The following is a 21,477-nucleotide window of genomic DNA, read 5'->3' on the forward strand; positions in this document are numbered from 1 at the left end:
GCTCAGGCCAGCAGCACCACCCGGTCGGCCTGCGGATCGAACGCCAGCACGGCCCGGGACGGATCCGTCTCGGGGGAGAGCCGGACGGGCTTGCCCAGATGCCTGCCGATCGTGCCGAGGAACTCGCAGAGCAGGTCGACCCCCTGCTGCCCCTGCAACTCCCGCAGATCCACGTCGAAGTCGACGGACTCGGCGGCCCACGGGCGGAACACCATCAGCACGTCCGCCCGGGGCCGCACCCGCAGCTCCGGCATCGCGGCGTCCTCGGACCGGCCCAGCACCTCCTCGGCCGCGGGCAGGTCCGCGGGCACCCCGTCCTCGCTGTACTCCCACTCCCAGCCGCTGGACCGGATCAGCTCGAACAGCGCCTGCCAGTCGGCCGCGGTGGTGCCGGCGATCGTCAGGTCGGGCAGCGCGCCCATGGTCTCGGGGTCGAACAGGCTCCGCACGTCATCCCACAACAGATCAGGCATCCGGCCATTCTCCCCGGCCGGTGCGCCGCCCCAGCGCTCAGGCCAGCGCCCGCACCAGTTCGGCGGCCAGCGGGGCGGAGGAGGCCGGGTTCTGACCGGTGTAGAGGTTGCGATCGACCTCGATGTGCGGGGCGAACGTGGCCGCCTCGCGGAAATCAGCGCCCAGGGCGACCAGGCGGTCCTGCAACAGCCAGGGAGCCTTGCCGGCGAGGCCGGCGGCGGTTTCCTCGTCGTTGGTGAACGCGGTGAGGCGGTAGCCCGCGAAGGGCGACTTGCCGTCGGCGTCGACGGCGGCCAGCAGGGCGGCGGGCCCGTGGCAGACGATGGCCAGCGGCTTGCCGGAAGCCAGTGCGGCCGTGAGCAACGCGCCCGAGGCCGGGTCGGTGGGGAGGTCTTCCATCGCGCCGTGGCCGCCGGGGTAGTAGACGGCGGCGTAGTCGTCCAGGACGGCGTCGGCGAGGCGAATCGGGTGGTGCAGTTCGGGGGCGGCGGCGAGGGCGGCGGCCGCCTCGTCCGCCGCGCTCTGGCCGCCGTTCGAGTCTGCGGTCAGGCTGACCTGGTCGACCGGCGGCACGGTGCCGGCCGGGGTCGCCACCACGATCTCGTGGCCCGCCGCGGTGAGCGCGGTGTAGGGCGCGAGGAACTCCTCGGCCCAGTAGCCGGTGGCGTGGGTGCTGCCGTCGTTCAGCGTCCAGTGGTCGGCGCCGGTCAGCACGAACAGGATCTTGGCCATGGTGGATGAGCCTTCCGTCGGGATGGATGTCGCGGTATCGACGATAGGAACGGAAGCGATCGGCCCGCCAATAGACTTTCCGATGTGAGCGATAGGGAAACCGATGGAGCCCTGGATCTGACCCAGGTGCGCACGTTTCTCGCGGTGTACCGGGCCGGGACGGTGACGGCGGGCGCGCGACTGGCCGGGCTGTCCCAGCCGACGGTCACCGCGCAGCTGCGGGCGTTGGAGCGGCGGCTCGGCTATCAGCTGTTCGAACGGTTGCCGCGCGGTGTCGCGCCGACGGCCGCCGCCTCGGAGCTGGCGGCGCGGGTGGCGGGCCCGCTGGACGCGCTGGAACTCGCGCTCGGCCACGGCGGCGCCACCGATCCCGCGCCCGAACCGCCGGTGCGGCTGGCCGGACCGGCGGAAATGCTCGCGGTCCAGGTGCTTCCGGCGCTGGCGTCGCTGGTCGAGCCGGGGGTGCGGCTCACCGTCACCGCGGGGCTGTCCGAGGATCTGCTGGCCGGGCTGCGCGCCGGGCAGTACGACCTGGTGCTGTCCACGGTCCGGCCGCGCGGCCGCGCGGTGTTCGCCGAGGCCCTGGTCGACGAGGAGTTCGTGCTCGTCGCCGCGCCCGGCGTGGCCGCCCGCGTCGATCTGGACCGGCTGGCGGCCGAGGGCCCCGCGGCGCTGGCGGGCCTGCCGCTGATCAGCTACGCGGCGGACCTGCCGATCCTGCGCCGCTACTGGCGGCACGTCTTCGGGCTGCGCCTGTCCGCTGAACCGGCCGTCGTCGTCGCGGATCTGCGGGCGGTCGCCGCGACCGTCGGCGCGGGCGCGGGGTTCAGCGTGCTGCCGCGCTACCTGTGCGCCGCGGACCTCGCCGCGGGGCGGCTGGTCGCACTCCTGGAACCCGCCGACCCGCCGATCAACACCGGCTTTCTGGTGCGGCGGCCCGGACCGGCGTCGCCGCACGTCGAGCAGGTGACCCGGCGGCTGCGCCGCGCCGCCCGCGACTGGTGACCCGCTCAGCGCTGCCGCTCGCCGAAGCGGCGGTGCAGGTAGTCGGCGGTGTGGTCGTCACCGGGGAGGAACGCCTCCAGGTGCAGCTCGGCCAGGGTGATGTCCACCGCGGTGGCGAAGGAGGTGATCGTGGTGATGAGCTGGAGCTCGCCCTCCGGGCTTCGCAACCGCAGCGGCACCGCGAAACCCAGGTGGTCGGGGCCCGGATGTGCCTCGGGCAGATAACTTTCCAGCTCGGCGATGAACTCGTCCAGGGCCGGGTCGGGGCTGCGCAGGGCGCGGCCGCGCAGGGATTCGGTGACGTGGCGGCCCCACTCCGGCAGGTTGACCACGTGCCGGGCCAGTCCCTCCGGGTGCAGGGCCACGCGCAGCACGTTCAGCGGCGGCGCCAGCAGGTGCGGCGCGGCCGTGGCGGTGAGCAGATCGAAGGCGGCGTTGGCCGCGACCAGCCGGCCGTAGGGCGCGATGACCACGGCCGGGTAGGGCAGGTGCCCCGTCAGGATCCGGTCCAGCGCGGCCCGTACCGGCGCCAGTTCCGGTGTGTCCAAGCTCGATTCGGGGAAGATCGGCGCGAACCCGGCGGCCAGCAGCAGGTCGTTGCGCTCGCGCAGCGACAGGCCCAGCGATTCGGCGAGCCGCACCACCATGGTGCGGCCCGGGCGCGAGCGGCCCTGCTCCAGGAAGCTGAGATGGCGCTGGCTGGTCTCGGCCTGGATCGCGAGATCGAGCTGGCTCACCCGCCGCAGGGTGCGCCAGTGCTTGAGCTGGCGCGGAAATCCGGTCGCCGCCGCTGTCGTCATGCGTCCCATCGTGGCCGAGGCCGCGCCGGCGCACCATTCCCCGCAGGGAATCGCGCGGCCGCATCCGCCGGAGCAAGCTCACCGCCATGAGCAAGGAATTGAACGACAACGAGCTGGCCGCCTTCGCCGAGCGCTACGTCGCGGTGTGGAACGAATCCGACGACGGCCTGCGCCGCAAGCTGATTCACGACCTCTTCGCGGTCGACGGCGCGCAACTGCTGATCGATCCGCCGCAGGCCGTGCGGGAGGCGCTGGCGGAGTTGGCTTTTCCGATCCCGCCGGTCGCGGTGCGCGGGCATGCCGAGATGGAACGCCGCGTGACCCGCGCCTACGAGATGTTCGTCGCGCCCGGTCACCGCTTCGCCGCGCGGGGCGCGGCCACGCGGTTGTCGACCGGCCTGATCGGTCTGGGCTGGGACATGGTCACCGCCGACGGCGCGGTGGCCGGTGCGGGCTACGACGTCATTGCCCTCGACGACCAGCATCGAATCCGGCTGGACAGCCAGTACATCGGCTGATCCCGGGCAGGTCGGCGCGCCTGGCTACAGTGACGGGATGTCGCAGCGGTTGAGTGTGGTGCCTTCGCGGTTCGTGATCGAGCATTTCCCGGAGGCGACCTTCCCGGAGGACGACGAGTGGATCGCCCTGGTGCGAGCGCCGGAGGGACTCACCGTGATCCGGGACGCGCCGCCGTGGGTGGACGCGGAGAAGTGGGTCGGCTTCTACGGCGGGGCCTCGGCGCACGGCCTGGACGTGCCGGGGATGCTGGCCGCACTGGTGGGCCCCTTGGCGGAGGCGAAGATCCCGGTGTTCGTCGCCTCCACCTATCACGCCGACCTGGTCCTGGTCCCGGAACACAAGCTCGAGACGGCGACCGGCGTGCTCGAAGCCGCCGGTCACCGCGTCGCGAGCTGAGGGTCAGGCCTCGAACGGGACGGTGTTGCCCGCCGCGTCACGCTGGCCGACGCCCGAGGTGATGGCCGCGGCCAGTTCGGCCGCGGTCTTCCAGGTGCGCGGCGGTTCGGCGGCGAGGTTGCCGATGGTGTACCAGTTCTTGTTGCCGCGGTAGCGGACCTGCCCCTTTCCGGCCTCGTCCACGGTGATATCGAGCTCGCCGGAGACCGTGCCCTCTTCCTCGGTCATGACGGCGGCTTTGACGGGGATCTCGATGATGTCGCTTATTTGAACTCTCCTCGAGAGACACAATCCGCGACCGCGGTGCGCAGGGCGGACTGTTCGGCGGAATCAACGGTCAAGCCATATTTTATCTTGACCCGGACGTAGCGATCGATGTAGACGCACCGGAAGGAACCGGGCGGCAGGTAGTTGGCGGCGTCCTGGTCACCCTTGGAGCGGTTGGCCGAGGGGTCCGACGCCTCCAGGTTGAGCGCGTCGTTCGCGATCCGGCGGCGGGTGTCCTCGTCGCCGCCGGCCGCCCCCGAACGCCAGGCTTCGGCCAGCGGCACGATGTGCTCGGCGTCGACCGAGGCCGAGTCGGTCATGAACTTGTAGGGCTTGAGCTTGCCGGTCTTGGCGTCGAGGAAGCCGTATCCGTCCTGCCAGCCGCCGCCCTTGCCGACGGTGATCTTGCAGGTCTTGGCGTCGAGGGTGACCGCGCCGGTGGCGTCGCGCAGCAGCATCACCTCGCGGGTGGTGCATTTGGCGTACTGGGTGAATTCCGCGCCGAAACCGTGCTCGGGCTTGTTGGTGTCCCAGTGCGGGAACTTCTCCCGGTCGTAGCCGCTCATCGAGCCTTCGGTGCCGACCTGCAACTGCTCCACCAGGGCGTTGATCTCGGCGGCCGAACCGGCGGGCGTGCCAGGGGAATTGGGTGCGCCGGGCGTGACCGGCGTGCTCTGCCCGCACCCGGCGAGCACCGCCAGGGCAACACACAGACCGGCCGCCCGGCCGAGGACCGCGGGCCGTGGGGCCGTGACCTTCATCGATTTTCCTAACGCCTGCAATCGGGAACGGCGTCAAGGTATCTCGCCGTAGCAGCCACGAAAGGCAATGCCACGTATGAGGTTAGGCACATTTGGTGACGCACGTCACCTCGGACGCGGTCACAGGCCGGTCAAAACCTGTGTCGAAACCAGGTGTACGCGACCGAACAAACCGAAAGGGCGGCCATGAAACACGAGACCGTCGATGTGCTCGATGCCTTCATTTCCTACTCCGACACCGGAACCGGCTCGGTGCCGGTTGTTTTCCTGCACGGCAATCCGACCTCGTCCTACCTGTGGCGGAACGTGATCCCGCACGTTTCGGATCGGACCCGGGCGCTCGCGCCGGATCTGATCGGGATGGGCGCCTCCGGCAAACCCGACAGCCGGTACCGTTTCGTCGATCATGCTCGCTACCTCGACGCCTGGTTCGACGCCTTGGATCTGGAGCAGGTGATCCTCGTCGGCCACGACTGGGGTGGCGCGCTCGGCATGGACTGGGCGGCACGCCATCCCGGGCGGGTGCGCGGCCTCGCCGTGCTGGAGACGTTCCTGCGACCGGGCAAGTCCAGCGACATGCCGCCGCAGGCCCGGGAGCTGTTCGCGAAGTATCGCGGTCCCGAAGGTGAGCGAATGGTGCTGGAGGAGAACATGTTCCTCGAGTTCAACCTGCCCGCGCAGGTGACGAACCTGTCGCAGGCGGATCACGACGTCTACCGCGCGCCCTACCCGACGCCCGCCTCGCGTCGGCCGTTGCTGGCCTGGCCCAGGGAGCTTCCGCTCGACGGCGAACCGGCCGACGTGGTCGCGATCATCGAGAACTACGGCAGGTATCTAGCCGGAGCGCACGAGTTTCCGAAGCTGATCATGGCGCTGGAGAACGGCCAGGGCGTCCCGGCGGCCGCGGTCGACTGGGCCGCGAGAACGTTCGCGAACGCGGAGAAGGTCATGATCCCACCGGCCAAACACCATGCCCCGGAGGACCGCCCGCACGAGATCGGCGCGGCCGTGGCTGCGTGGATCGACCGGCACGCGCTGGCAGAGCTGCCGTGATCTGCTGAACACCGTCGTCCGGCCGCTGGGTGCCGCAGCTCCGGGAAGCGCATGCTGTCTGTGTGGAATCCGAATCGGCCGGCCGCGCTGGCATCTTTATCGGGACCGAACATGGCATTGCGGAGCCTGCGCAGCGCGGGAGTCGCGCTGTGGGTTTCACGCGCGCCGCAGGGGATCCGACGCCGGACGACCAGCACGCGCTGGTCGAACGTGCGCTGGCGGGCGACCACGACGCTCTCGACGCACTGCTCCGCGAAATCCAGGATCCGCTGTACCGCTTGGCCCTCCGGATGACCGGCCGCCCGGTCGAGGCGGAGGACGCGACGCAGGAGATCCTGCTGCGCGTCCTCCAGCACCTGGGCACCTGGCGGGCCGAGGCCAAACTCCTGACCTGGGCGTATCGGATCGGCGTCAACTATCTGATCAACCTGCGCCGCCGTTCGCCGCAGGAGCGGGCCGAGCTCGACTTCGACCAGTTCGCGGCGGGTTTGGCCGATGGCCGGGCGGAGGAGGACTACCGGGGGCCGGACGCGGCCCTGCTGTCGGCTGAGGTCCGGCTCAATTGCAGCCAGGCCATGCTGCAATGCCTGGCCCGGGACGAGCGCGTCGCCTTCGTGCTCGGCGAGGTTTTCGAACTGCCGTCCACCGAGGCGGCCTACATTCTCGACATCACCCCCGCCGCTTACCGGAAACGGTTGCAGCGGGCCAAACAGCGCATCGGCACGTTCCTGGACGCCAGCTGCGGTGTCGCCAATCCGCAAGCGCTGTGCCGGTGTTCGCGCCGGGTCGACCAGGCGCTGCGCCTGGGCCGGATCGACCGGGACAGTCCGGTCTATTCGGCGCACCGCGTCGCCCCCGGTGGGCGCACGGCCGTCGAGGCCGAGGCGCAGATGATCAGGCTGCACGATGCCGCGGCGGTGTTGCGCGCACATCCGGATTACGCCGCGCCGCAGGTGAAACGGCAGGTGATCGCGGACCTGCTGGGTTCCGGCCGGTTCCCGCTGCTGGATTAGGCGCGGCGGGGATCAGGCAGGCGCCGGGACCGGAGCGCGCAGCAGCACGCCGCTGAACAGTCCGCGCAAGGTCTTCTGGACCACCACCGCCCAGGCGGTGACCAGCAGCGCGTAGAGCACCACCGCGGTTCCGGCGAAAAGGTAGGCGCCGGTGTGGGTGTAGAGCACGGTGCTGCCGGTGATGCAGGTGCCCAGGGGGAAGGTGAAGCCCCACCAGGTCAGGTTGAAGCTCAGTTCACCGGCGCGGTAGGTGCGGTAGGTGACCGCGATCGCGAGCGCCAGCCAGAGCATGGCGAAACCCCAGGTGATGATGCCGAAGATGACCGAGAAGACGGTCAGTCCCTTGATGTAGAGCTCGGGCAGGGCGCTGGGTGCGGCATTGGCGATCAGGCCGGAGGCGGTCACCGCCTGGCCGAGCGGGCCGAGCACGATCCACAGGGTCGGCACCATTTCGCCCTTGGAGACGCCGAAATGGACCAGGCGCGACCAGATCATGGTGATGGTGACCAGCGCGGCGATCAGCGACAGGCCGAACATGGCGACGCACACGATGATCATGGTCAGCCGGGCCTGCCCGGCCGGGGTGTGCGGGATCAGCAAAGCGCCCATGGACGCCGACACCATCGGCGGCACCACCGGCATGAGCCAGCCGCCGAAGGCGGCGTCCCGGGCGACCCGATGCCGGGTGAACATCCGGTAGGGGATCGCGAAGGCGGTGAACAGGCCGAGCACTGTGCCCACGCTCCACAGCACCCAGTCCACGGCGACGGCCGCGCCCAGCCCGATGACGTCGCGGCCGAGCAGCAGGGTGCCCGCGCCGACGGTCATCAGCGCCATCGGCGGCGCGCCGAAGAACTGCGACATGATCGGATTGGCCCGGTGGTCGCGCGCGTTGTCCGGGAAGCGGATCAGGTGCACGGCGTAGGCGACGGTTAGTCCGAGCAGCAGCAACGCGGAGACGCCCCAGACCAGGATCGCCGCCCCGCGCAGCCCGGGCAGGCGCAGCGGCAGGGTGGCGGCGGCCGTGGCGACGATCCCGGTCCCCATCACGGCCGCGAACCAGTTGGGTCCGAGGTGCCGCAGCGATTCGCGATCCAGCTCGCCGAACAGGCGCCGCGCGGGCGGAGTCAGGGTGGCGGTCATGGGTCCAGCTTCGCCGCCGCCGGGCGCGTCCGGTAGCGGCGCCATAGCTATGCATGCATAGAGTGGATCTATGCCCCTCTCGCCGCAGGTTCCGGATCTGGCCGCGCTGGATCTGCTGCTGTCGGTGATCGAATTGGGCAGCCTGGGCCGCGCGGCCCAGGCACACGGCATCAGTCAGCCCTCGGCGTCCTCGCGCATCCGCTACCTGGAGCAACTCGTCGGCATGCCGGTGCTGGAGCGCAGTACGCTCGGCTCCCGGCCCACCCCGGCCGGTGAGCTGATCGCGGCGTGGGCGCGGCAGGTGGTGGACGCGGCCGCGCAACTGGACGCGGGCATCCACGCGCTGCGCTCCGAGCGCGACTCCCGATTGCGGGTGGCCGCCAGCCAGACCGTGGCCGAGTATCTGTTCCCGGGCTGGTTGCTGAGCATGCGCGCCGCCGCCCCCGAGGTGACCATCGCCTTGGAGTCCGGCAACTCGGTCGAGGTCGCGCAGGCCGTGCTGGACGGCCGCGCGGGCATCGGTTTCATCGAGACTCCGCAGACCTTCCGCGGCTTGCAGAGTCACGAGGTGGCCCGGGACCACCTGCTCGTCGTCGTCGCGCCGCAGCATCGCTGGGCCCGCCGCGGGGTGGTGAGCCGCGCCGAACTGGCCGCCACGCCGCTGGTCCAGCGCGAGCCCGGCTCGGGTTCCCGGGCGCTCTTCGAAAAGGTTGTCGCCCAAGCGGTTCCGGGTTGGCGACCGGAGATCGCGCTGGAGTTGTCGTCCACCACCGCCATCAAGTCCGCCGTCGCCGCGGGGGTGGGCGTCTCGGTGCTGAGCTCGCTCGCCGTGGCCGCCGATCTGGCGAGTGGTGCGCTGGTCGCCGTCGCGGTGCCCGAGCTGGATCTGACGCGCAGCCTGCGCGCGGTCTGGCCGACCGGTCAGCGCCTCACCGGGCCCGCGCGCGACCTGTACGCGATCGCCGTGAAGGGGCCTCATAGCACCGCTCTATAGCTCGGCGCGCCAACCCCGCCCGGTCTCCGGGCGGGGTTCCGGCGGTGTTCAGGAGATGTTCTTCAGGAAGGAGACGGCGTTGGCGCTGCCCGCGACCACGACATCGAGCTTGCCGTCGCGGTCGAAGTCCGCGACGACCGGTGTCTGCGGCTGCGAGGTGACGCCGAACTCGCCGGCGCGGGTGATGGTGCCGTTGCCGTTTCCGCTGAACACCACCATCTTCGAGTTGAGCACCGCGGACATCGCGGCATCCAGTTTGCCGTCGCGGTCGAAGTCGCCGACGGCGATGCTGGTGGGGCCCAGGCCGGACAGCGCGACCCGGTCGGTCTTCGAGAAACCGCCCTGGCCATCGGAAGTCAGCAGCGTCGTGCTGAACGAGAAGGAGTCGGCGGTGATCACATCGTCGATGCCGTCGCCGGTGAAGTCGCCGGCGCGGACGTCCTCGGTGATCAGGCCCGAGGTGCTCGCGCCGCGCCGGTCGAAGCTGCCGTCCCCGTTGCCGGTGAACACGTGGACCTGTTGCAGCACATCGTTGTTCACTGCCAGGTCGACGCGGTTGTCGGCGTTGAACCGGCCGAGGGTGAACGCGGCGGCCACACCGGGGATGATGCTGGTGGGCCCGGATTCGAGGCTGCCGTCGCCCTTGCCGAACCAGGTCTTGACCCCGGCGGGGGCGAGGCTGAGCACGTCGGCCTTCCCGTCTCCGTTGGTGTCGGCGACCGCCACCTCCTGTTGCGCCCCCTCCAGTGTGGTGACCTTCTTCGGGGGCGCGAAGGTGCCGTCGCCGTTGTTGAGGAAGGTGGCCACGAAGGTCCAGGCCTGGGCCACCACGTCGGGCGCCCCGTCGCCGTTGAGGTCACCGGCGGCGACCGCGCCGTAGCCGTTGCCGACGGTGCCGACCCGGCTGCCGGTGCCGAACTTCCCGTCGCCCTTCCCGGTCATGAGGATCGGTCCGGCGCCTTGGAAGTCGGCGGCCACGATGTCGAGGATGCCGTCGCCGTCGAAGTCGGCGCCGACGGTGCCGGTGGGTGAGGGGCCGGGGCCCCAGGAGGGAAACGAGCCGCCGGAGGGCGAATCCACCTTGGCGGCGAAGGTGATCGGTCCGGCGTGGGCGGTACCTGCGGCGAACAGGCAGAGGGCGGCGGCGAGGGCGAGCGAAGTGGTGCGCATGAGAATTCCTGACGGGCGGGTAGGTTCGATACCTGGGCTCGGACCATATGGCGCACGTCACTTGAAGATATTGGTATTCAACGGAATTCGTTCAGGTGCCCAGCGCGGCCGGGCACAGTGCCCAGCTGTCGGCGTGCGTTTGCTGTGACCCGCAAAAGCAAATGCACAGCTATCTAGAAGTCACTGTCAGAAGTTCCTGATTCGCGCTGCCGGGGCGATTCGATCGATTTTGCTATGACCGCAATGTCCGATTTCGGAAGGGGGCATGCGGTGAAAAGCGAATGGTCAATCCGCTTCTGTTCAGCGGAAATGTGTCCCGCGTCGCACTCGTGATCATCTAGTGATGTGTTTCACAAATAACTCTTGCTGTATCGAAAACCGAATCCGGGTGGCCAGCGTCACAGGGGCGCGATTTTGTTGTGACCTAGAGTACCTATTAGCTTGCTTGAGTTGGCATTGCTGCCGGATTCGGAGAGATACCTGATGAACTTCGACACAACCCGCGCCCCCGGCGTGGGCGGAACTCGCGTATGACCCCGGATACCCGCGCAGCGCTGGAACAGCTCGAACTCCTGCGACAGGAGAAACGCCGCGACAGCCCGGTCCAGGTGGTCCGCAAGAACTTCTCCGACACCGTGGTGTCCTCCCTGCGCACCTTCGGCCGCGCGGTCGGCATCGCCGAGGAGTCGGTGACCGGAGCCGCCGGCGACATCGTGCGCGGCAAGTTCCAGTGGCGTGAGGCCATCCTGCAGGCCTGGCGGCTGATCACCGTCACCACCATCCCGGCCATCCTGATCGCGATCCCGTTCGGCGTGATCGTGTCCATCCAGGTCGGCAATCTGATCCACACCCTCGGCGCGGACTCGCTGCTCGGCGCGACCGGCGGCCTCGGCGTCATCAAGCAGGGCGCCCCGATGGCCACCGGCTTCCTGCTCGGCGGCGCGGGCGCGGCGGCGATCGCTGCCGACCTGGGCGCGCGCACCATTCGCGAGGAGATCGACGCCCTGCACACCATGGGCATCAACCCGATCAACCGGCTGGTGATCCCGCGGATGGCGGCCATGCTGATCGTGGCGCCGCTGCTCAATATCCTCATCATCTTCGTCGGCGTGCTCGCCGGATACGCGGTCGCGATCGCCGGGCAGGGCGTCACGCCGGGCAGCTACTGGGCCACCTTCGGCTCCTTCACCACCACCGCGGACGTGTGGGTTTCGCTGCTCAAGGCCCTGATCTTCGGCTTCCTGGTGGTGATCATCGCCTGCCAGCGCGGCCTCGAGGCCAAGGGCGGCCCGCGCGGTGTGGCCGACGCGGTGAACGCGGCCGTGGTGCTCTCGGTGGTCTCGATCGTCATCGTGAACCTGGCGATGACGCAGGTCACGGCCATGTTCCTACCCACGAAGCTGGCATAGATGACGACATCGGCCTACACCCCCAAGGGTTTTCGCTGGGTCCGCCGCTACTTCCGGCGCGGCTCCCGGGTGGCGCGCGCGGTCGACATGCTCGGCTTCATCGCGGTCTTCGTCTGGCAGGTGCTCTCGGCGATCCCGCTGACCCTCAAGCGGTACCGCGGCGAGACCATGCGGGCGATCACGAACATGACCTGGGGTCGCGGCTCCATCGTGGTCGGCGGCGGCACCGTGCCGATGATGATCGTGCTCGGCCTGGTGATGGGCGCCTCGGTCGCGGTGGAATCCTTCGCGACCCTGGACATGCTCGGCATGGGCCCGGTCACCGGCGTCGTCTCGGCCTACGCCACCACCCGCGAACTCGCCCCGATCGCCGCCGCCGTCGGCTTCGCCGCCCAGGCGGGCTGCCGGATCACCGCCGAGATCGGTTCCATGCGCATCTCCGAGGAGATCGACGCCATCGAATCGCTGGGCCTGCGCTCGGTGCCGTTCGTGGTGACCACCCGGGTGATCGCGGGCGCGCTGGCCATCGTGCCGACCTTCCTGATCGCGCTGATCCTGTCCTACGGCGCCTGCCGCGGGCTGATCACGCTGGTGCACGGGCAGTCCGCGGGCGTGTACGACCACTACTTCTTCCAGTTCGTCTCCGGTTTCGACGTGATCGCCGCGGTGATCAAGGTGGCCATCTTCGGAACCGTGGTGATCCTGGTGCACAGCTACTACGGCTTCTTCGCCAGCGGTGGCCCCGAAGGCGTGGGTATCGCCTCCGGGCGCGCGGTGCGGGCCAGCTTCGTGTCGATCATCGCCATCGACATGGTGCTGTCCATCGTGCTGTGGGGCTTCAACGCGGCGATCAGTTTTACGGGGTGAGTGATGCCTGAATACGGTTTGCCCGGCGTCGCCGCGGACAAGAAGAAAGCCCGCACGGTCGGGCTGGCGCTCGTCGCCGTGCTCGTGGTGGTGGCTCTGGCCACCACCGCGTACCGCAATCTGCGCACCGAGGACGGCCTGCGGATCGCGCTGCACACCGAGCAGGTCGGTGACGGCCTGTCCGCGGGCACGCAGGTGCGCCTGGACGGCGTGCAGGTCGGCAAGGTCGAGGAGATCAGCCCCGACGCCAACGGCACCCAGCGGATCATGTTGCGGCTGGACGGCTCCCGCCTGCACGGCATCGACGACAGCCTGCGCGTGGACTACGCCCCGGCCAACCTCTTCGGCATCAGCGAGCTCGAATTGCTGCGCGGCGCGGGCGGTTCCCCGCTGCGCGCGGGCGGGGTGATCGATCTGACCGGGCCGCGCTCGGACCGGGTCTACGACGCCACCATGGGCTCGATCCTGCGCAGCCTGTCCCAGGTCGGCGCGGCCGTGCTGACCCCGCAGCTGGCCACCGTGATCGCGCAGGTGTCCGCGGACTTCCAGGCGATGACCCCGCTGGTGCAGGCGCTGATCTCGGTCTCGAAGATCATCGCCGACAACCAGAACATGCCTGCCTCCGAGCTGCTCGGCAATCTCGGCCCGGCCTTCGACGGCGGCGGCAAGTTCGCGGGCGCGACCATCCAGATCCTGGACCAGATCCACGACATTCGGATTCTGCAAACCGACAAGGATCGCTACGACGTGGGCGTGGCGGCGCTGACCGGCAAGATCCTGCCGGGTCTCTCGACCACCGTGAACGCGGCGGGCGCGCAGCTGGCCGAGGCCACCGACATGCTCGCGCCGATCCTGACCGTGCTGGCGCGGATGGTGCCGCGGCCGCAGCAGTCGGCCGCCGAGCTGGGGCTGCTGCTGGAGCGGCTGCGCGCGGCCATGCCGGATACGCCGGACGGTCCGGTGCTGAACCTGAAGGTCGATCTGCAGAACGTGCCGGGCATCGCCGTGCCGCTGCTGGGTCTGCACGCACCCACCCCGTCGGCTGCGCCGACTGCCATCCCCGAGGAGGCTCAGCGATGACGGTACGTGCCGCGGCGTGGCGGCTGGCGCTGTTCGCGGGCGTGATGGTGGTGGTGCTGGCGCTGGTGCTGACCGCGATCAAGCGCCCGGTGGACGGCGAAACCCATGCCCACGACGCGCTTTTCACCGACGCGAACGGGCTCAAGGTCGGTGACGACGTGCGCATGTACGGCGTGCAGGTGGGCAAGGTGGAGCGCATCGCGCTGGACGGGGTCAAGGCCCGGGTCCATCTGACCGTGCAGGACGCGACACCGGTTTACGACAACTCGGTGCTGGCCATCCGCTATCAGAACCTCACCGGCCAGCGCTACATCGATCTGCAGCAGCAGCCGAATCCCGGTCTGCGCCTGGCCGACAACGCCACCATCGGCGCCGACATGACCCTGCCGTCCTTCGACGTGACCAGCCTGTTCAACGGCCTCAAGCCGGTGCTGGCCACGATGTCCCCGGAATCGGTCAACCGGTTCACCGAGAACATGCTCGCGGTGCTGGAGGGCGACGGCAACGGACTGGGCCCGGCGATGGAGTCCATCGCCGAGCTCAGCAAGTACGTGGGCGACCGGCAGCAGGTGATCGGCACGCTGGTCAAGAACATGTCCGACATCTCCGACCGGATCGGCGGCCGGGTGCACTACCTGGTGCCGCTGCTGGCGCGCCTCACCGACATCTTCGGCTCGCTGCAGGAGAACATCGGCGGCCTGGCGCGTTTCGCGATGACCGCGCCCTCGGTGCTGGGCCCGCTGGACCGCCTGCTGGCGACGCTGGGCCTGGACGAGTCCGGCGCGGCCGACCTGGACGCGCAGATCCGCCGGCTGTTCCCGGATCCGCAGCAGGCGGTCGAGGTGTTCGGCAAACTGCCCGGCCTGCTCGACGCCGTCGACAACGCGCTGCCGCGCACGGTGGCGGGCTGGAAACCGCAGTGCAGCAAGGGCGCCGCGGAGGTTCCGGCGCCGCTGCAGGTGCTCATCGGCGGACAGAAGGTGGCGGTATGCCAGGCATGATCTCCCGCCTGCTCGGCGGTGACCGGCGCGTGCTCGACGACAGCGCCAAGCGGCGGCGCGAAGTGCGCCTGGGCATCCTGGGCGTGGCGCTGCTGGTGGTCGGCATCGTCGCGGCGGGCGCGCTGTACGTGGTGCCCTTCGGCAAGAGCACCTATACGGCCGAGCTGTCGGAGGCCCAGTCGGTGAAGACCGGCGACGACGTCCGGCTGGCCGGCATCTCGGTCGGCTCGGTGAAATCGCTGGAGCTGAAGCCGGATCGGGTGGTGATGACCTTCACCGTGGACAGCGATGTCTTCGTCGGCGACAAGAGCTCGCTGGACGTGCGGATGCTGACCGTGGTCGGCGGCCACTACGTCGCGCTGTTCCCGGCCGGCGACAAGCCGCTGGGCGACAGCGCGATTCCCGCGGACCGGGTGCGGCTGCCCTACAGCCTGGTGCAGACCTTCCAGGACGCGACCACGCCGCTGAGCAAGATCGACGGCAACACCCTGCGCGACAACCTCGCCACGCTGAACACCTCGGTGAACAACGCGCCCGAGGCGGTGCGCACCACCCTCGACACCGTCGGCGGCTACATCGACGCCATCGAGCGCCAGCGCACCCAGGTCTCCAACGCCATCTCGGTGGCCAGCGAGTACGTGCGGATGTACGACGGCGCCAAGACCGATCTCGGCCGGCTGATGGACAACGCGAACCAGCTCGAGACCGTGCTGATCGACAAGCGCGGCGAGATGCGCGAGGCGGTGGCGCTGCTGAACAGCGTGGTGCAGCGGCTCGCGCTGCTCGCGCCGACCTGGGATTCCAGCCTGAAGCCGCGCGCGCAACAGCTCGCCGACGCGCTGCCGCAGCTCGAACAGCTGGGCGGGCGGCTGGATCCGGTGATCGCCTCCGCGCACGCGCTCACCGAGAAGCTGCGCGAGCTGGTGATTCCGGAGGGCGGGATCGTCATCGATCGCTCCGGCGACACCGTGCCGGCGCCCACCGGTCTGTGCGTGCCGCTTCCCGGGAAGGAGTGCTGATGCTGAACCGGGTACTCGGCAGTCAGGCGTTCATGTCGATCGCGGGTGCGGTCGTGATCGGGCTGCTCGCGGTCGCGGGCTATTTCGTCGTCTTCGATCCGCTGCACAAGACGCAGGCCTACTGCGCGATCATGCCGGACAGCATCGGGCTCTACGAGGGCAACCAGGTGACGATGCGCGGCATCACCGTCGGCACCGTCACCGCCGTGCGTAACCAGGGCTCCACCGTGCGGGTCGAGTTCGAGGTCGACGCCGAGCATCCGGTGCTCGCCGACGCCGCGGCCACCACGGTCTCCGACACCGTGGTCGCCGATCGCGAACTGGCCGTGCTGAGCACCGGCAAGGACACCGCGCGCTGGGACGGCGGCCAGTGCATCACCAAGACGCTGACCCCGAAGAGCCTCACCCAGACGCTGACGGCGCTGGCGCAGCTCTCCGATCAGATCGTCGGACCCGATCCGGCGCAGCCGAACGCGCTCTCCGACGGGCTCTCGGCGCTGGACCGCGCCACGGCGGGCACCGGGCCCCAGATCAACGAGCTGATCAAGAAGCTGGGCTCGGCGCTGAAGACGCCCGACGCCGACATCGCCAATCTGGCCGGCATCTTCGACGCCTTCGCCTCGGTGTCGCTGAAGGTGCAGCAGCACTGGGGTGATCTGCAATCCATGCTGACCAGGCTGGGCCCCGCGCTGCACCAGGCCAGCACCGAGCTGCTCGGCCCCGGCACCGAACTGTTCGACGGCCTGCGCCAGGTGCTGCCGATGCTCAACGACATCACGACCATGTTCGGCGGGCAGATCGGCGCGCTGCTGGATCAGACGGTGCCGCTGATCAAGCTGCTGCGCGCCAACGTCGGCTCGCTGCGCGAGATCGTGCTGACCGCGCCGGTGGTCGCCTCGGCCTTCCAGAGCGTGCTGGACCCGCAGACCGGTGCGCCCGGAATCGGTTACGCCCCACCGAAGGTCGCGATTCCGCAGCAGAACGCGGAGCAGGTGTGCGCAGCGCTCAACGCGCTCGCGCCGGGCCGGTGCGCGGGCGCGGCCGACGGAATGGTGCAGGTTCCCCTGACACAGCTGGTGCTGGGATCGGTTGGTACGCAATGAGATCGGTGACCCTGCGACTCCCGGACCGGCGGGCGCTGCGGCGCACCGGCCTCGCGCTGGCGCTCACGACCGCGGTCGCCCTCGGCGGCTGCGGGTTCGATCCGTCCGAGGTGCCGGTGCCCGGCACCTCGGTCTCGGGCTCGACCCATCGCGTGCAGATCCAGTTCGCGAACGTGCTGAACCTGCCGGCGCGGGCGAAGGTCATCGCCAACGGCGCGCAGGTCGGGACCGTGGAGAAGGTCACCGTCGTGCCCGCCGACAAGGCGCCGGCCGGACGTGGCGGCTACGTGGTCGTCGACGCCGAGATCTCCGACGCGGTGCAGTTGCCCGCCAGCACCATCGCCGAATTGCGGCAGAACACCGTGCTCGGCGATATCCACATCGCGCTGACCACGCCGCCCGACGGCTTCGGGCAACTGCTGGGCGCCGACGCCGTCATCGATCTGGCGCACAGCCGCCCGCCGGTGCAGCTCGAGGACACCATGGCCGCCATGGCGCTGTTCGTGCAGGGCGGCGCGGTCGGTCAGTTGCAGGACATCATCAACCGGTTCAATTCGGTGCTGCCCGAGGATCCGCGCGAGACCGCGCGGATCTCCCAGGTGATGGGCGCCGACGCCGCCGACCTGGCCGCGAACCTGGATTCGGTGGACGCCCTGCTGAACGGTCTGGCCACCAACGCCCAGGTGCTGCACGACATCCAGCCCGAGCTCGACAACATTCTCAGCGCCGAGTCGGTCCAGCACGTGAACGGGGCCGCGCGGTCCATCGACGAGGTCACCAAGATCTTCGGCGTGCTCGGCCCGGTGGGTGAGTCGCTGGTGTGGCTGGCGCCGCTGGTGCGATCCGGCGAGGCCGCCGCCAAGGCGTTCGTGCCGCTGGCCAGCGGAGGTCCGCTGGATCTGCGCTCGCCGTCGAATCTGGCGATGCTCGTGGCGTTCCTGCGGGACAAGGTGATTCCCTTCGCCGAGCGCGGACCGAAGGTGAATATCACCGGCGTGCAGGTGAATTCGGAGGGCACCGACACCGAGCAGCTGGATCGCATGGTGCAGGCGCTGCGCATGATCGGAGCGGTGCGATGAAGGTCAAACCCGGTTCGCTGGCCTCGCTGGCCGGTATCGCCGCCATCCTGATACTCGGCGCGGCCTATCTCACCTTCGGCGTGGTGCGGTTCGACCCGTTCGCCGACTACACCGACGCCTCTCTGGTGCTGAAGAATTCGGGCGGGCTCGGCGTGGGATCGCCGATCTTGCTCACCGGCATCGCGGTCGGCAAGGTGACCTCGGTCGAGAGCACGCCGGCCGGTGTCGAGGTCGGTTTCCGGGTGGACGGCGCGCACCGGCTGCCCACCGACAGCGTGGTCACCATCGAGCACCTGTCGGCCCTCGGCGAGCCCTATGTGCAGTTCGTCCCCAAGCGCGACGGCGGCCCCTATCTGCGGGCGGGCCAGCGGCTCGACACCGCCGACGTGCGCACGCCGCTGTCCATCGCGGAGGTGGCGCGAATGGTCACCAAGACGATGAACCAGCTCGACCCGGCCGTGGTCGATTCGCTGGTGCAGACCATGAGCAAATCGCTGACCGGCACCGAGTCGGTGATGCCCGAGCTGGCGCGCTCGGGTGATCTGCTGGCCGCCACGATCATGACCCGCTCGCCCAAGATCGCCGAACTGCTCAACAGTTTCCAGTTCGCGGCCAAGGACATCGATTGGGCGAATCCGGCGCTGTCGGAGGCGGCCCCGAATTTCGTCGAGTTCGGCAAGGTGCTCGACGGACTGGTCGAGGCGGTGGGCCGATTGGTCCTCAGCGACGGTGCGCCGGAGATGTATCTGGAAGGCAATGGCGTGGTGCCGTTCCTGGAACGGATCACCGAATGGCTCAACGAAGTCGGACCGGAATTGAAGTCGCTGATTCCGGGATTGCGGCCGCTGACCGACGCGATCGCGTCCAGTGCGCCGCAGCTCGATCTGAGCACATTGATCTCGCAGGCGCTGCAGGGCACCGATGCCGACGCGGTCAAAGTGCGGGTCTCGGTGAAGTGAGCCGGGCTTCTCTGCCAAGTCTTACGCGCAGTTAATCAGCAAATATTTGGACAACTTCATATAACGGCCGCTAACTGCGAAAATGCACCATGTCAAAGGTCGCGCAGTTTTCAGCTAACTTCCGGTAGCCTCCCTGGAGATCGGCTATTCGTGACGGTGTTCCCTGTTTCAACAGAGAAGGCGGTGCGATGGTGGAATCCGAAGGCGATCCCGGCCCGAGAGACGACTGGCGCGACAACACTCGCGTGCTGTCGATCGCTGCCGCGCTCGCGGCCGGTGCCGCGGTGATCGTCTCGGTTGCCGTCACCCTGAATTCGGAGCAGCCCGGCGACGACCGGCCCGACCGGATCTCCGCCGCCTATTCCGCCATCCCCAATTCACCGACCGTCGCACCGCCCCCGGCCCCGCCGTTTCCCGCCCGGCAGGTCGGCGACGACTGCTCGGCCGGTGGCGTGCAGGCGCGCTGGACCAAGCTCGAGGGCCAGTGGAACTGCTCGGCGATCAAGGTGGGGCCGAACGGAAAGAAGGTGGGGGAGGACTGCTCGGAGAACGGCGTCGTCAAACGCTGGAACTTCCTGCCCGACGGCAGCTGGGCGTGCAGCCCGCCGCAACGCGACCTCGCCGGCGCCTCCACCGCACCGCCCGTGCCTCCGCCGCCGCCGCCCGCTCCGGTCCCGCCGCCGCCTCCGCCGCCGGAGCCGGTCGCGCCCGAACCCGTGCCGGAACCGCAGTACGTCCCCGAGTACGCGCCGCCACCGCCCGCTCCCGAGCCGGCCTACGAGGCGCCCGCCCCCGCGCCGGAACCGCCCCCGCCGCCCCCACCGCCGCCGCCCCCGTTGCCCTTCGAACTGCCGCCCCTGCCGTTCTTTCCGCCGCCGGGGTGACAGCACGAACGACAGCACGACAGCCAGCCGCACGCGAACTACCTCCCCGTCCGTCTTCTCCGCGCAGAGGTGACAGCACTGATGACAGCCGCAACGAGCGACCGCATGGCAGCCGAAACGAGCGACCGCTCGACCGCATTGGGTCAGATGCTCATCGCCCTCCTGATCCTGCTGCTCTGGCGGGCGGGCCGGCTCTGTCACGCGCCGCCGCCGCCGCTGCCGGGGCCGGTCGCCCGGCTGCCGCGCCTGACCAGCGCGCATCCCTGGCAACGGCGACTACACAGGCACGACGCCGACGGCGATTTCCCGGCTCCCGCACCGATCCGCGCGTGCCCGCACGCGCCTCGCTGACCAGCGCGACCACCGCGAACACGCCGGGCCGACGGCGACACCCCGAAATTCGGTGGACGCGGCTGGGATCGTTGAAGGGTGATCGATGTTCCGAGGTTCTGCGCACGACGGCTGGTCCGGACGGCGGGTGACCCGGGCCGGATCTCCGTCCCCTGGGCAGCCCGTTGAACCCGATGTGGTGGCGGCGTTTCTCCGCGAAGAAGCCGGAACGCCGCATAACCCGCCCGGCGCCGGTGCCCTGGGGGGACCGTCTGCGCCCCAACCCGACCGCCACCCGTCCCCCGAATCGCGCCCCCACCCGCCACCGCTGGTAGCCGGCGTGGCGACACGGGGTCGGATATCCGACGGGCCGCCGGCCGCTCGATAGCGTACAGCTATGGCGATCGAGGGTGATCCGGGTGCGCGGGTTCCGGAGTGGGACGCGGTGCGCGGCTTCGCCGTGGCCGGGGTGGTGATCGCGCAGACCTGGCGGGTCACCGGCGTGCCGGCGACGGTGTCGCCGGGCGTGCTGGATCCGGTGCGGCATCTGCTCGCGGTCGTGGCCGAGGGGTGCTTTCTGCCGATTCTCGCGTTCCTGTTCGGTGTCGGATTTTCGGTGCTCGCCGAGCGGGCCGCCGCGCGCGGGGAGCGCCCGTGGCTGGTGCTGGGCCGGCGGGTGCTGGCTCTGGGGGTTCTGGGATTGCTCCACCAGGTGTTCCAGCCGGGGGAGGCGTTGCTGCCCTATGCGCTGGCGGGCGCGGTGATCCTGCTGCCCGCCACCGGGTTGCCCCGGTGGTGCGCGCTGGCCGGCGGGCTGGTGGCGACCGCCGGGGCGGTGCTCGCGCTGGGTGACGGATTCGGATTGTTGCCAGGGCTTTTCCTGCTGGGCCTGGCCGCCGCGCGCTACGGGGTGCTCGAGCGGTTCCGGGAGCGCGGGTGGCTGGTGGCGCTGGTGTTCGCGCTGGCTCTGCCGGCGGCGGTGCTGGCGGCGCAGTGGGAGTTCCGGACCCCGTATCTGGATCTGGCCAGTTCGGCCCCGGCGGTGGCGGGGCTGCTCGCCGGACTGGCCTACGCGACCGGTCTGCTGCTGGTGCTGCGCACCGGGTTCGGTGCGATCGTCGGCGACGTGCTGCGGCCGCTGGGGCGGATGGCGCTGACCAACTATCTCGGCGCGACGGCGCTGATCCTGCTGGCCGACGCCCGGCTGCACCTGTCGGCGTCGAACAGCTATGTGGCGCTGCTGCTTCTGGCCTGCGTCGTCGTGCTGGCGCAGGCCGTCGTCAGTACCGGATGGTCACGCTGGTTCGTTCATGGACCGGTGGAGTGGCTGTGGCGCTGCGTGACCTGGTGGGAGTGGGTGCCGCTGCGCCGGCGCGGTCCGGAACCGGCCGCGCCGCTCGGCCTGCATCTGCCCTGACC

The 21,477-nt window shown here is 69.8% G+C and carries 24 protein-coding genes; 17 read left to right on the forward strand and 7 right to left on the reverse strand.

What is annotated here, in order from left to right; translation table 11 throughout:
- Nucleotides 1-2: 2 nt before the first annotated feature.
- The gene (locus AB0I43_RS30395; RefSeq protein ID WP_356980302.1) at nt 3-473 is read right to left on the reverse strand and encodes a hypothetical protein; all 471 of its coding nucleotides are present in this window, start codon (nt 471-473) and stop codon (nt 3-5) included.
- 37 nt (nt 474-510) lie between these two features.
- Nucleotides 511-1,206 carry a type 1 glutamine amidotransferase domain-containing protein gene (locus AB0I43_RS30400; protein WP_356980301.1) on the reverse strand — a complete coding sequence of 232 codons (696 nt, stop codon included), beginning with the start codon at nt 1,204-1,206 and terminating at the stop codon, nt 511-513.
- An 84-nt stretch (nt 1,207-1,290) separates the two neighbouring features.
- Here AB0I43_RS30400 and AB0I43_RS30405 point away from each other — a divergent pair, with 84 nt between their 5' ends.
- Nucleotides 1,291-2,211 (forward strand): LysR family transcriptional regulator, encoded by a 921-nt coding sequence (locus AB0I43_RS30405; RefSeq protein WP_356980299.1) that lies wholly within the window; start codon nt 1,291-1,293, stop codon nt 2,209-2,211.
- Nucleotides 2,212-2,216: 5 nt separating this feature from the next.
- Here the strand turns inward: AB0I43_RS30405 and AB0I43_RS30410 are convergent, their stop codons facing one another.
- Complete coding sequence (locus AB0I43_RS30410) at nt 2,217-3,011, reverse strand: helix-turn-helix transcriptional regulator (protein WP_356980297.1); 795 nt, start codon at nt 3,009-3,011, stop codon at nt 2,217-2,219.
- An 86-nt stretch (nt 3,012-3,097) separates the two neighbouring features.
- On the opposite strand from AB0I43_RS30410, the gene AB0I43_RS30415 reads away from it, so the two are divergent.
- Nucleotides 3,098-3,529, forward strand: coding sequence for a hypothetical protein (locus AB0I43_RS30415; RefSeq protein WP_356980296.1), 432 nt, complete (start codon nt 3,098-3,100; stop codon nt 3,527-3,529).
- A 37-nt stretch (nt 3,530-3,566) separates the two neighbouring features.
- Nucleotides 3,567-3,926 (forward strand): ACT domain-containing protein, encoded by a 360-nt coding sequence (locus tag AB0I43_RS30420; protein ID WP_357433050.1) that lies wholly within the window; start codon nt 3,567-3,569, stop codon nt 3,924-3,926.
- A gap of 3 nt (nt 3,927-3,929) precedes the next feature.
- Here the strand turns inward: AB0I43_RS30420 and AB0I43_RS30425 are convergent, their stop codons facing one another.
- Both AB0I43_RS30425 and AB0I43_RS30430 read right to left on the reverse strand, forming a co-directional pair.
- A complete protein-coding gene (locus AB0I43_RS30425) occupies nt 3,930-4,154 on the reverse strand; it encodes a hypothetical protein (RefSeq protein WP_356980293.1) in 225 nt (74 codons plus the stop codon).
- 35 nt (nt 4,155-4,189) lie between these two features.
- Nucleotides 4,190-4,954 carry an HNH endonuclease family protein gene (locus AB0I43_RS30430; RefSeq protein WP_356980291.1) on the reverse strand — a complete coding sequence of 255 codons (765 nt, stop codon included), beginning with the start codon at nt 4,952-4,954 and terminating at the stop codon, nt 4,190-4,192.
- Nucleotides 4,955-5,107: 153 nt separating this feature from the next.
- Between AB0I43_RS30430 and AB0I43_RS30435 the strand changes: the two genes are divergently transcribed.
- Together AB0I43_RS30435 and AB0I43_RS30440 are read left to right on the forward strand one after the other, a co-directional pair.
- Nucleotides 5,108-6,007 (forward strand): haloalkane dehalogenase, encoded by a 900-nt coding sequence (locus AB0I43_RS30435; protein WP_356980289.1) that lies wholly within the window; start codon nt 5,108-5,110, stop codon nt 6,005-6,007.
- 149 nt (nt 6,008-6,156) lie between these two features.
- Complete coding sequence (locus AB0I43_RS30440) at nt 6,157-7,020, forward strand: RNA polymerase sigma factor (protein ID WP_356980288.1); 864 nt, start codon at nt 6,157-6,159, stop codon at nt 7,018-7,020.
- 12 nt (nt 7,021-7,032) lie between these two features.
- Here AB0I43_RS30440 and AB0I43_RS30445 read toward each other — a convergent pair whose 3' ends face one another.
- Nucleotides 7,033-8,163, reverse strand: a complete 1,131-nt coding sequence (locus tag AB0I43_RS30445; protein ID WP_356980286.1) for a TDT family transporter — start codon at nt 8,161-8,163, stop codon at nt 7,033-7,035.
- 70 nt (nt 8,164-8,233) lie between these two features.
- On the opposite strand from AB0I43_RS30445, the gene AB0I43_RS30450 reads away from it, so the two are divergent.
- Nucleotides 8,234-9,157, forward strand: a complete 924-nt coding sequence (locus tag AB0I43_RS30450) for a LysR family transcriptional regulator (RefSeq protein WP_356980284.1) — start codon at nt 8,234-8,236, stop codon at nt 9,155-9,157.
- Nucleotides 9,158-9,205: 48 nt separating this feature from the next.
- Here AB0I43_RS30450 and AB0I43_RS30455 read toward each other — a convergent pair whose 3' ends face one another.
- The gene (locus AB0I43_RS30455; protein ID WP_356980282.1) at nt 9,206-10,327 is read right to left on the reverse strand and encodes a VCBS repeat-containing protein; all 1,122 of its coding nucleotides are present in this window, start codon (nt 10,325-10,327) and stop codon (nt 9,206-9,208) included.
- Nucleotides 10,328-10,857: 530 nt separating this feature from the next.
- On the opposite strand from AB0I43_RS30455, the gene AB0I43_RS30460 reads away from it, so the two are divergent.
- From AB0I43_RS30460 to AB0I43_RS30510, 11 genes are all read left to right on the forward strand, one after another.
- Nucleotides 10,858-11,736 (forward strand): ABC transporter permease, encoded by an 879-nt coding sequence (locus AB0I43_RS30460; RefSeq protein WP_356980280.1) that lies wholly within the window; start codon nt 10,858-10,860, stop codon nt 11,734-11,736.
- The gene (locus AB0I43_RS30465) at nt 11,737-12,603 is read left to right on the forward strand and encodes an ABC transporter permease (protein ID WP_356980279.1); all 867 of its coding nucleotides are present in this window, start codon (nt 11,737-11,739) and stop codon (nt 12,601-12,603) included. It begins immediately after the preceding gene.
- A 3-nt stretch (nt 12,604-12,606) separates the two neighbouring features.
- The gene (locus AB0I43_RS30470; protein ID WP_356980277.1) at nt 12,607-13,683 is read left to right on the forward strand and encodes an MlaD family protein; all 1,077 of its coding nucleotides are present in this window, start codon (nt 12,607-12,609) and stop codon (nt 13,681-13,683) included.
- Entirely contained in the window at nt 13,680-14,684 is a 1,005-nt protein-coding gene (locus AB0I43_RS30475; protein WP_356980276.1) for an MlaD family protein, read from the forward strand. Before AB0I43_RS30470 ends, AB0I43_RS30475 begins: the two co-directional genes overlap by 4 nt.
- Complete coding sequence (locus AB0I43_RS30480) at nt 14,672-15,703, forward strand: MlaD family protein (RefSeq protein ID WP_356980274.1); 1,032 nt, start codon at nt 14,672-14,674, stop codon at nt 15,701-15,703. Before AB0I43_RS30475 ends, AB0I43_RS30480 begins: the two co-directional genes overlap by 13 nt.
- Complete coding sequence (locus tag AB0I43_RS30485; protein WP_356980272.1) at nt 15,703-16,806, forward strand: MlaD family protein; 1,104 nt, start codon at nt 15,703-15,705, stop codon at nt 16,804-16,806. The genes AB0I43_RS30480 and AB0I43_RS30485 overlap by 1 nt, the downstream gene beginning before the upstream one ends.
- A gap of 5 nt (nt 16,807-16,811) precedes the next feature.
- On the forward strand, nt 16,812-17,885 hold the full coding sequence (locus AB0I43_RS30490; RefSeq protein ID WP_356980271.1) for an MlaD family protein: 1,074 nt from the start codon (nt 16,812-16,814) through the stop codon (nt 17,883-17,885).
- Entirely contained in the window at nt 17,882-18,844 is a 963-nt protein-coding gene (locus AB0I43_RS30495) for an MlaD family protein (RefSeq protein WP_356980269.1), read from the forward strand. Before AB0I43_RS30490 ends, AB0I43_RS30495 begins: the two co-directional genes overlap by 4 nt.
- Before the next feature lie 188 nt (nt 18,845-19,032).
- Complete coding sequence (locus AB0I43_RS30500; protein WP_356980267.1) at nt 19,033-19,728, forward strand: hypothetical protein; 696 nt, start codon at nt 19,033-19,035, stop codon at nt 19,726-19,728.
- Nucleotides 19,729-19,833: 105 nt separating this feature from the next.
- Nucleotides 19,834-20,079 (forward strand): hypothetical protein, encoded by a 246-nt coding sequence (locus AB0I43_RS30505; RefSeq protein ID WP_356980265.1) that lies wholly within the window; start codon nt 19,834-19,836, stop codon nt 20,077-20,079.
- A 376-nt stretch (nt 20,080-20,455) separates the two neighbouring features.
- Nucleotides 20,456-21,475, forward strand: a complete 1,020-nt coding sequence (locus AB0I43_RS30510; protein WP_356980263.1) for a DUF418 domain-containing protein — start codon at nt 20,456-20,458, stop codon at nt 21,473-21,475.
- The last annotated feature ends 2 nt before the right edge of the window (nt 21,476-21,477 follow it).

It is taken from the genome of Nocardia sp. NPDC050435, assembly GCF_040655395.1.
Classification (GTDB): Bacteria; Actinomycetota; Actinomycetes; order Mycobacteriales; family Mycobacteriaceae; genus Nocardia.

Bases quoted from the DNA above. Each gene is read 5' to 3' on its own strand.
- AB0I43_RS30410 (WP_356980297.1), bottom strand. From the start codon at position 3,011: ATGACGACAGCGGCGGCGACCGGATTTCCGCGCCAGCTCAAGCACTGG.
- AB0I43_RS30400 (WP_356980301.1), bottom strand. From the start codon at position 1,206: ATGGCCAAGATCCTGTTCGTGCTGACCGGCGCCGACCACTGGACGCTG.
- AB0I43_RS30460 (WP_356980280.1), top strand. From the start codon at position 10,858: ATGACCCCGGATACCCGCGCAGCGCTGGAACAGCTCGAACTCCTGCGA.
- AB0I43_RS30480 (WP_356980274.1), top strand. From the start codon at position 14,672: ATGCCAGGCATGATCTCCCGCCTGCTCGGCGGTGACCGGCGCGTGCTC.
- AB0I43_RS30475 (WP_356980276.1), top strand. From the start codon at position 13,680: ATGACGGTACGTGCCGCGGCGTGGCGGCTGGCGCTGTTCGCGGGCGTG.
- AB0I43_RS30470 (WP_356980277.1), top strand. From the start codon at position 12,607: ATGCCTGAATACGGTTTGCCCGGCGTCGCCGCGGACAAGAAGAAAGCC.
- AB0I43_RS30510 (WP_356980263.1), top strand. From the start codon at position 20,456: ATGGCGATCGAGGGTGATCCGGGTGCGCGGGTTCCGGAGTGGGACGCG.
- AB0I43_RS30395 (WP_356980302.1), bottom strand. From the start codon at position 473: ATGCCTGATCTGTTGTGGGATGACGTGCGGAGCCTGTTCGACCCCGAG.
- AB0I43_RS30450 (WP_356980284.1), top strand. From the start codon at position 8,234: ATGCCCCTCTCGCCGCAGGTTCCGGATCTGGCCGCGCTGGATCTGCTG.
- AB0I43_RS30420 (WP_357433050.1), top strand. From the start codon at position 3,567: ATGTCGCAGCGGTTGAGTGTGGTGCCTTCGCGGTTCGTGATCGAGCAT.
- AB0I43_RS30505 (WP_356980265.1), top strand. From the start codon at position 19,834: ATGGCAGCCGAAACGAGCGACCGCTCGACCGCATTGGGTCAGATGCTC.
- AB0I43_RS30485 (WP_356980272.1), top strand. From the start codon at position 15,703: ATGCTGAACCGGGTACTCGGCAGTCAGGCGTTCATGTCGATCGCGGGT.
- AB0I43_RS30455 (WP_356980282.1), bottom strand. From the start codon at position 10,327: ATGCGCACCACTTCGCTCGCCCTCGCCGCCGCCCTCTGCCTGTTCGCC.
- AB0I43_RS30445 (WP_356980286.1), bottom strand. From the start codon at position 8,163: ATGACCGCCACCCTGACTCCGCCCGCGCGGCGCCTGTTCGGCGAGCTG.
- AB0I43_RS30425 (WP_356980293.1), bottom strand. From the start codon at position 4,154: ATGACCGAGGAAGAGGGCACGGTCTCCGGCGAGCTCGATATCACCGTG.
- AB0I43_RS30495 (WP_356980269.1), top strand. From the start codon at position 17,882: ATGAAGGTCAAACCCGGTTCGCTGGCCTCGCTGGCCGGTATCGCCGCC.
- AB0I43_RS30500 (WP_356980267.1), top strand. From the start codon at position 19,033: ATGGTGGAATCCGAAGGCGATCCCGGCCCGAGAGACGACTGGCGCGAC.
- AB0I43_RS30465 (WP_356980279.1), top strand. From the start codon at position 11,737: ATGACGACATCGGCCTACACCCCCAAGGGTTTTCGCTGGGTCCGCCGC.
- AB0I43_RS30430 (WP_356980291.1), bottom strand. From the start codon at position 4,954: ATGAAGGTCACGGCCCCACGGCCCGCGGTCCTCGGCCGGGCGGCCGGT.
- AB0I43_RS30415 (WP_356980296.1), top strand. From the start codon at position 3,098: ATGAGCAAGGAATTGAACGACAACGAGCTGGCCGCCTTCGCCGAGCGC.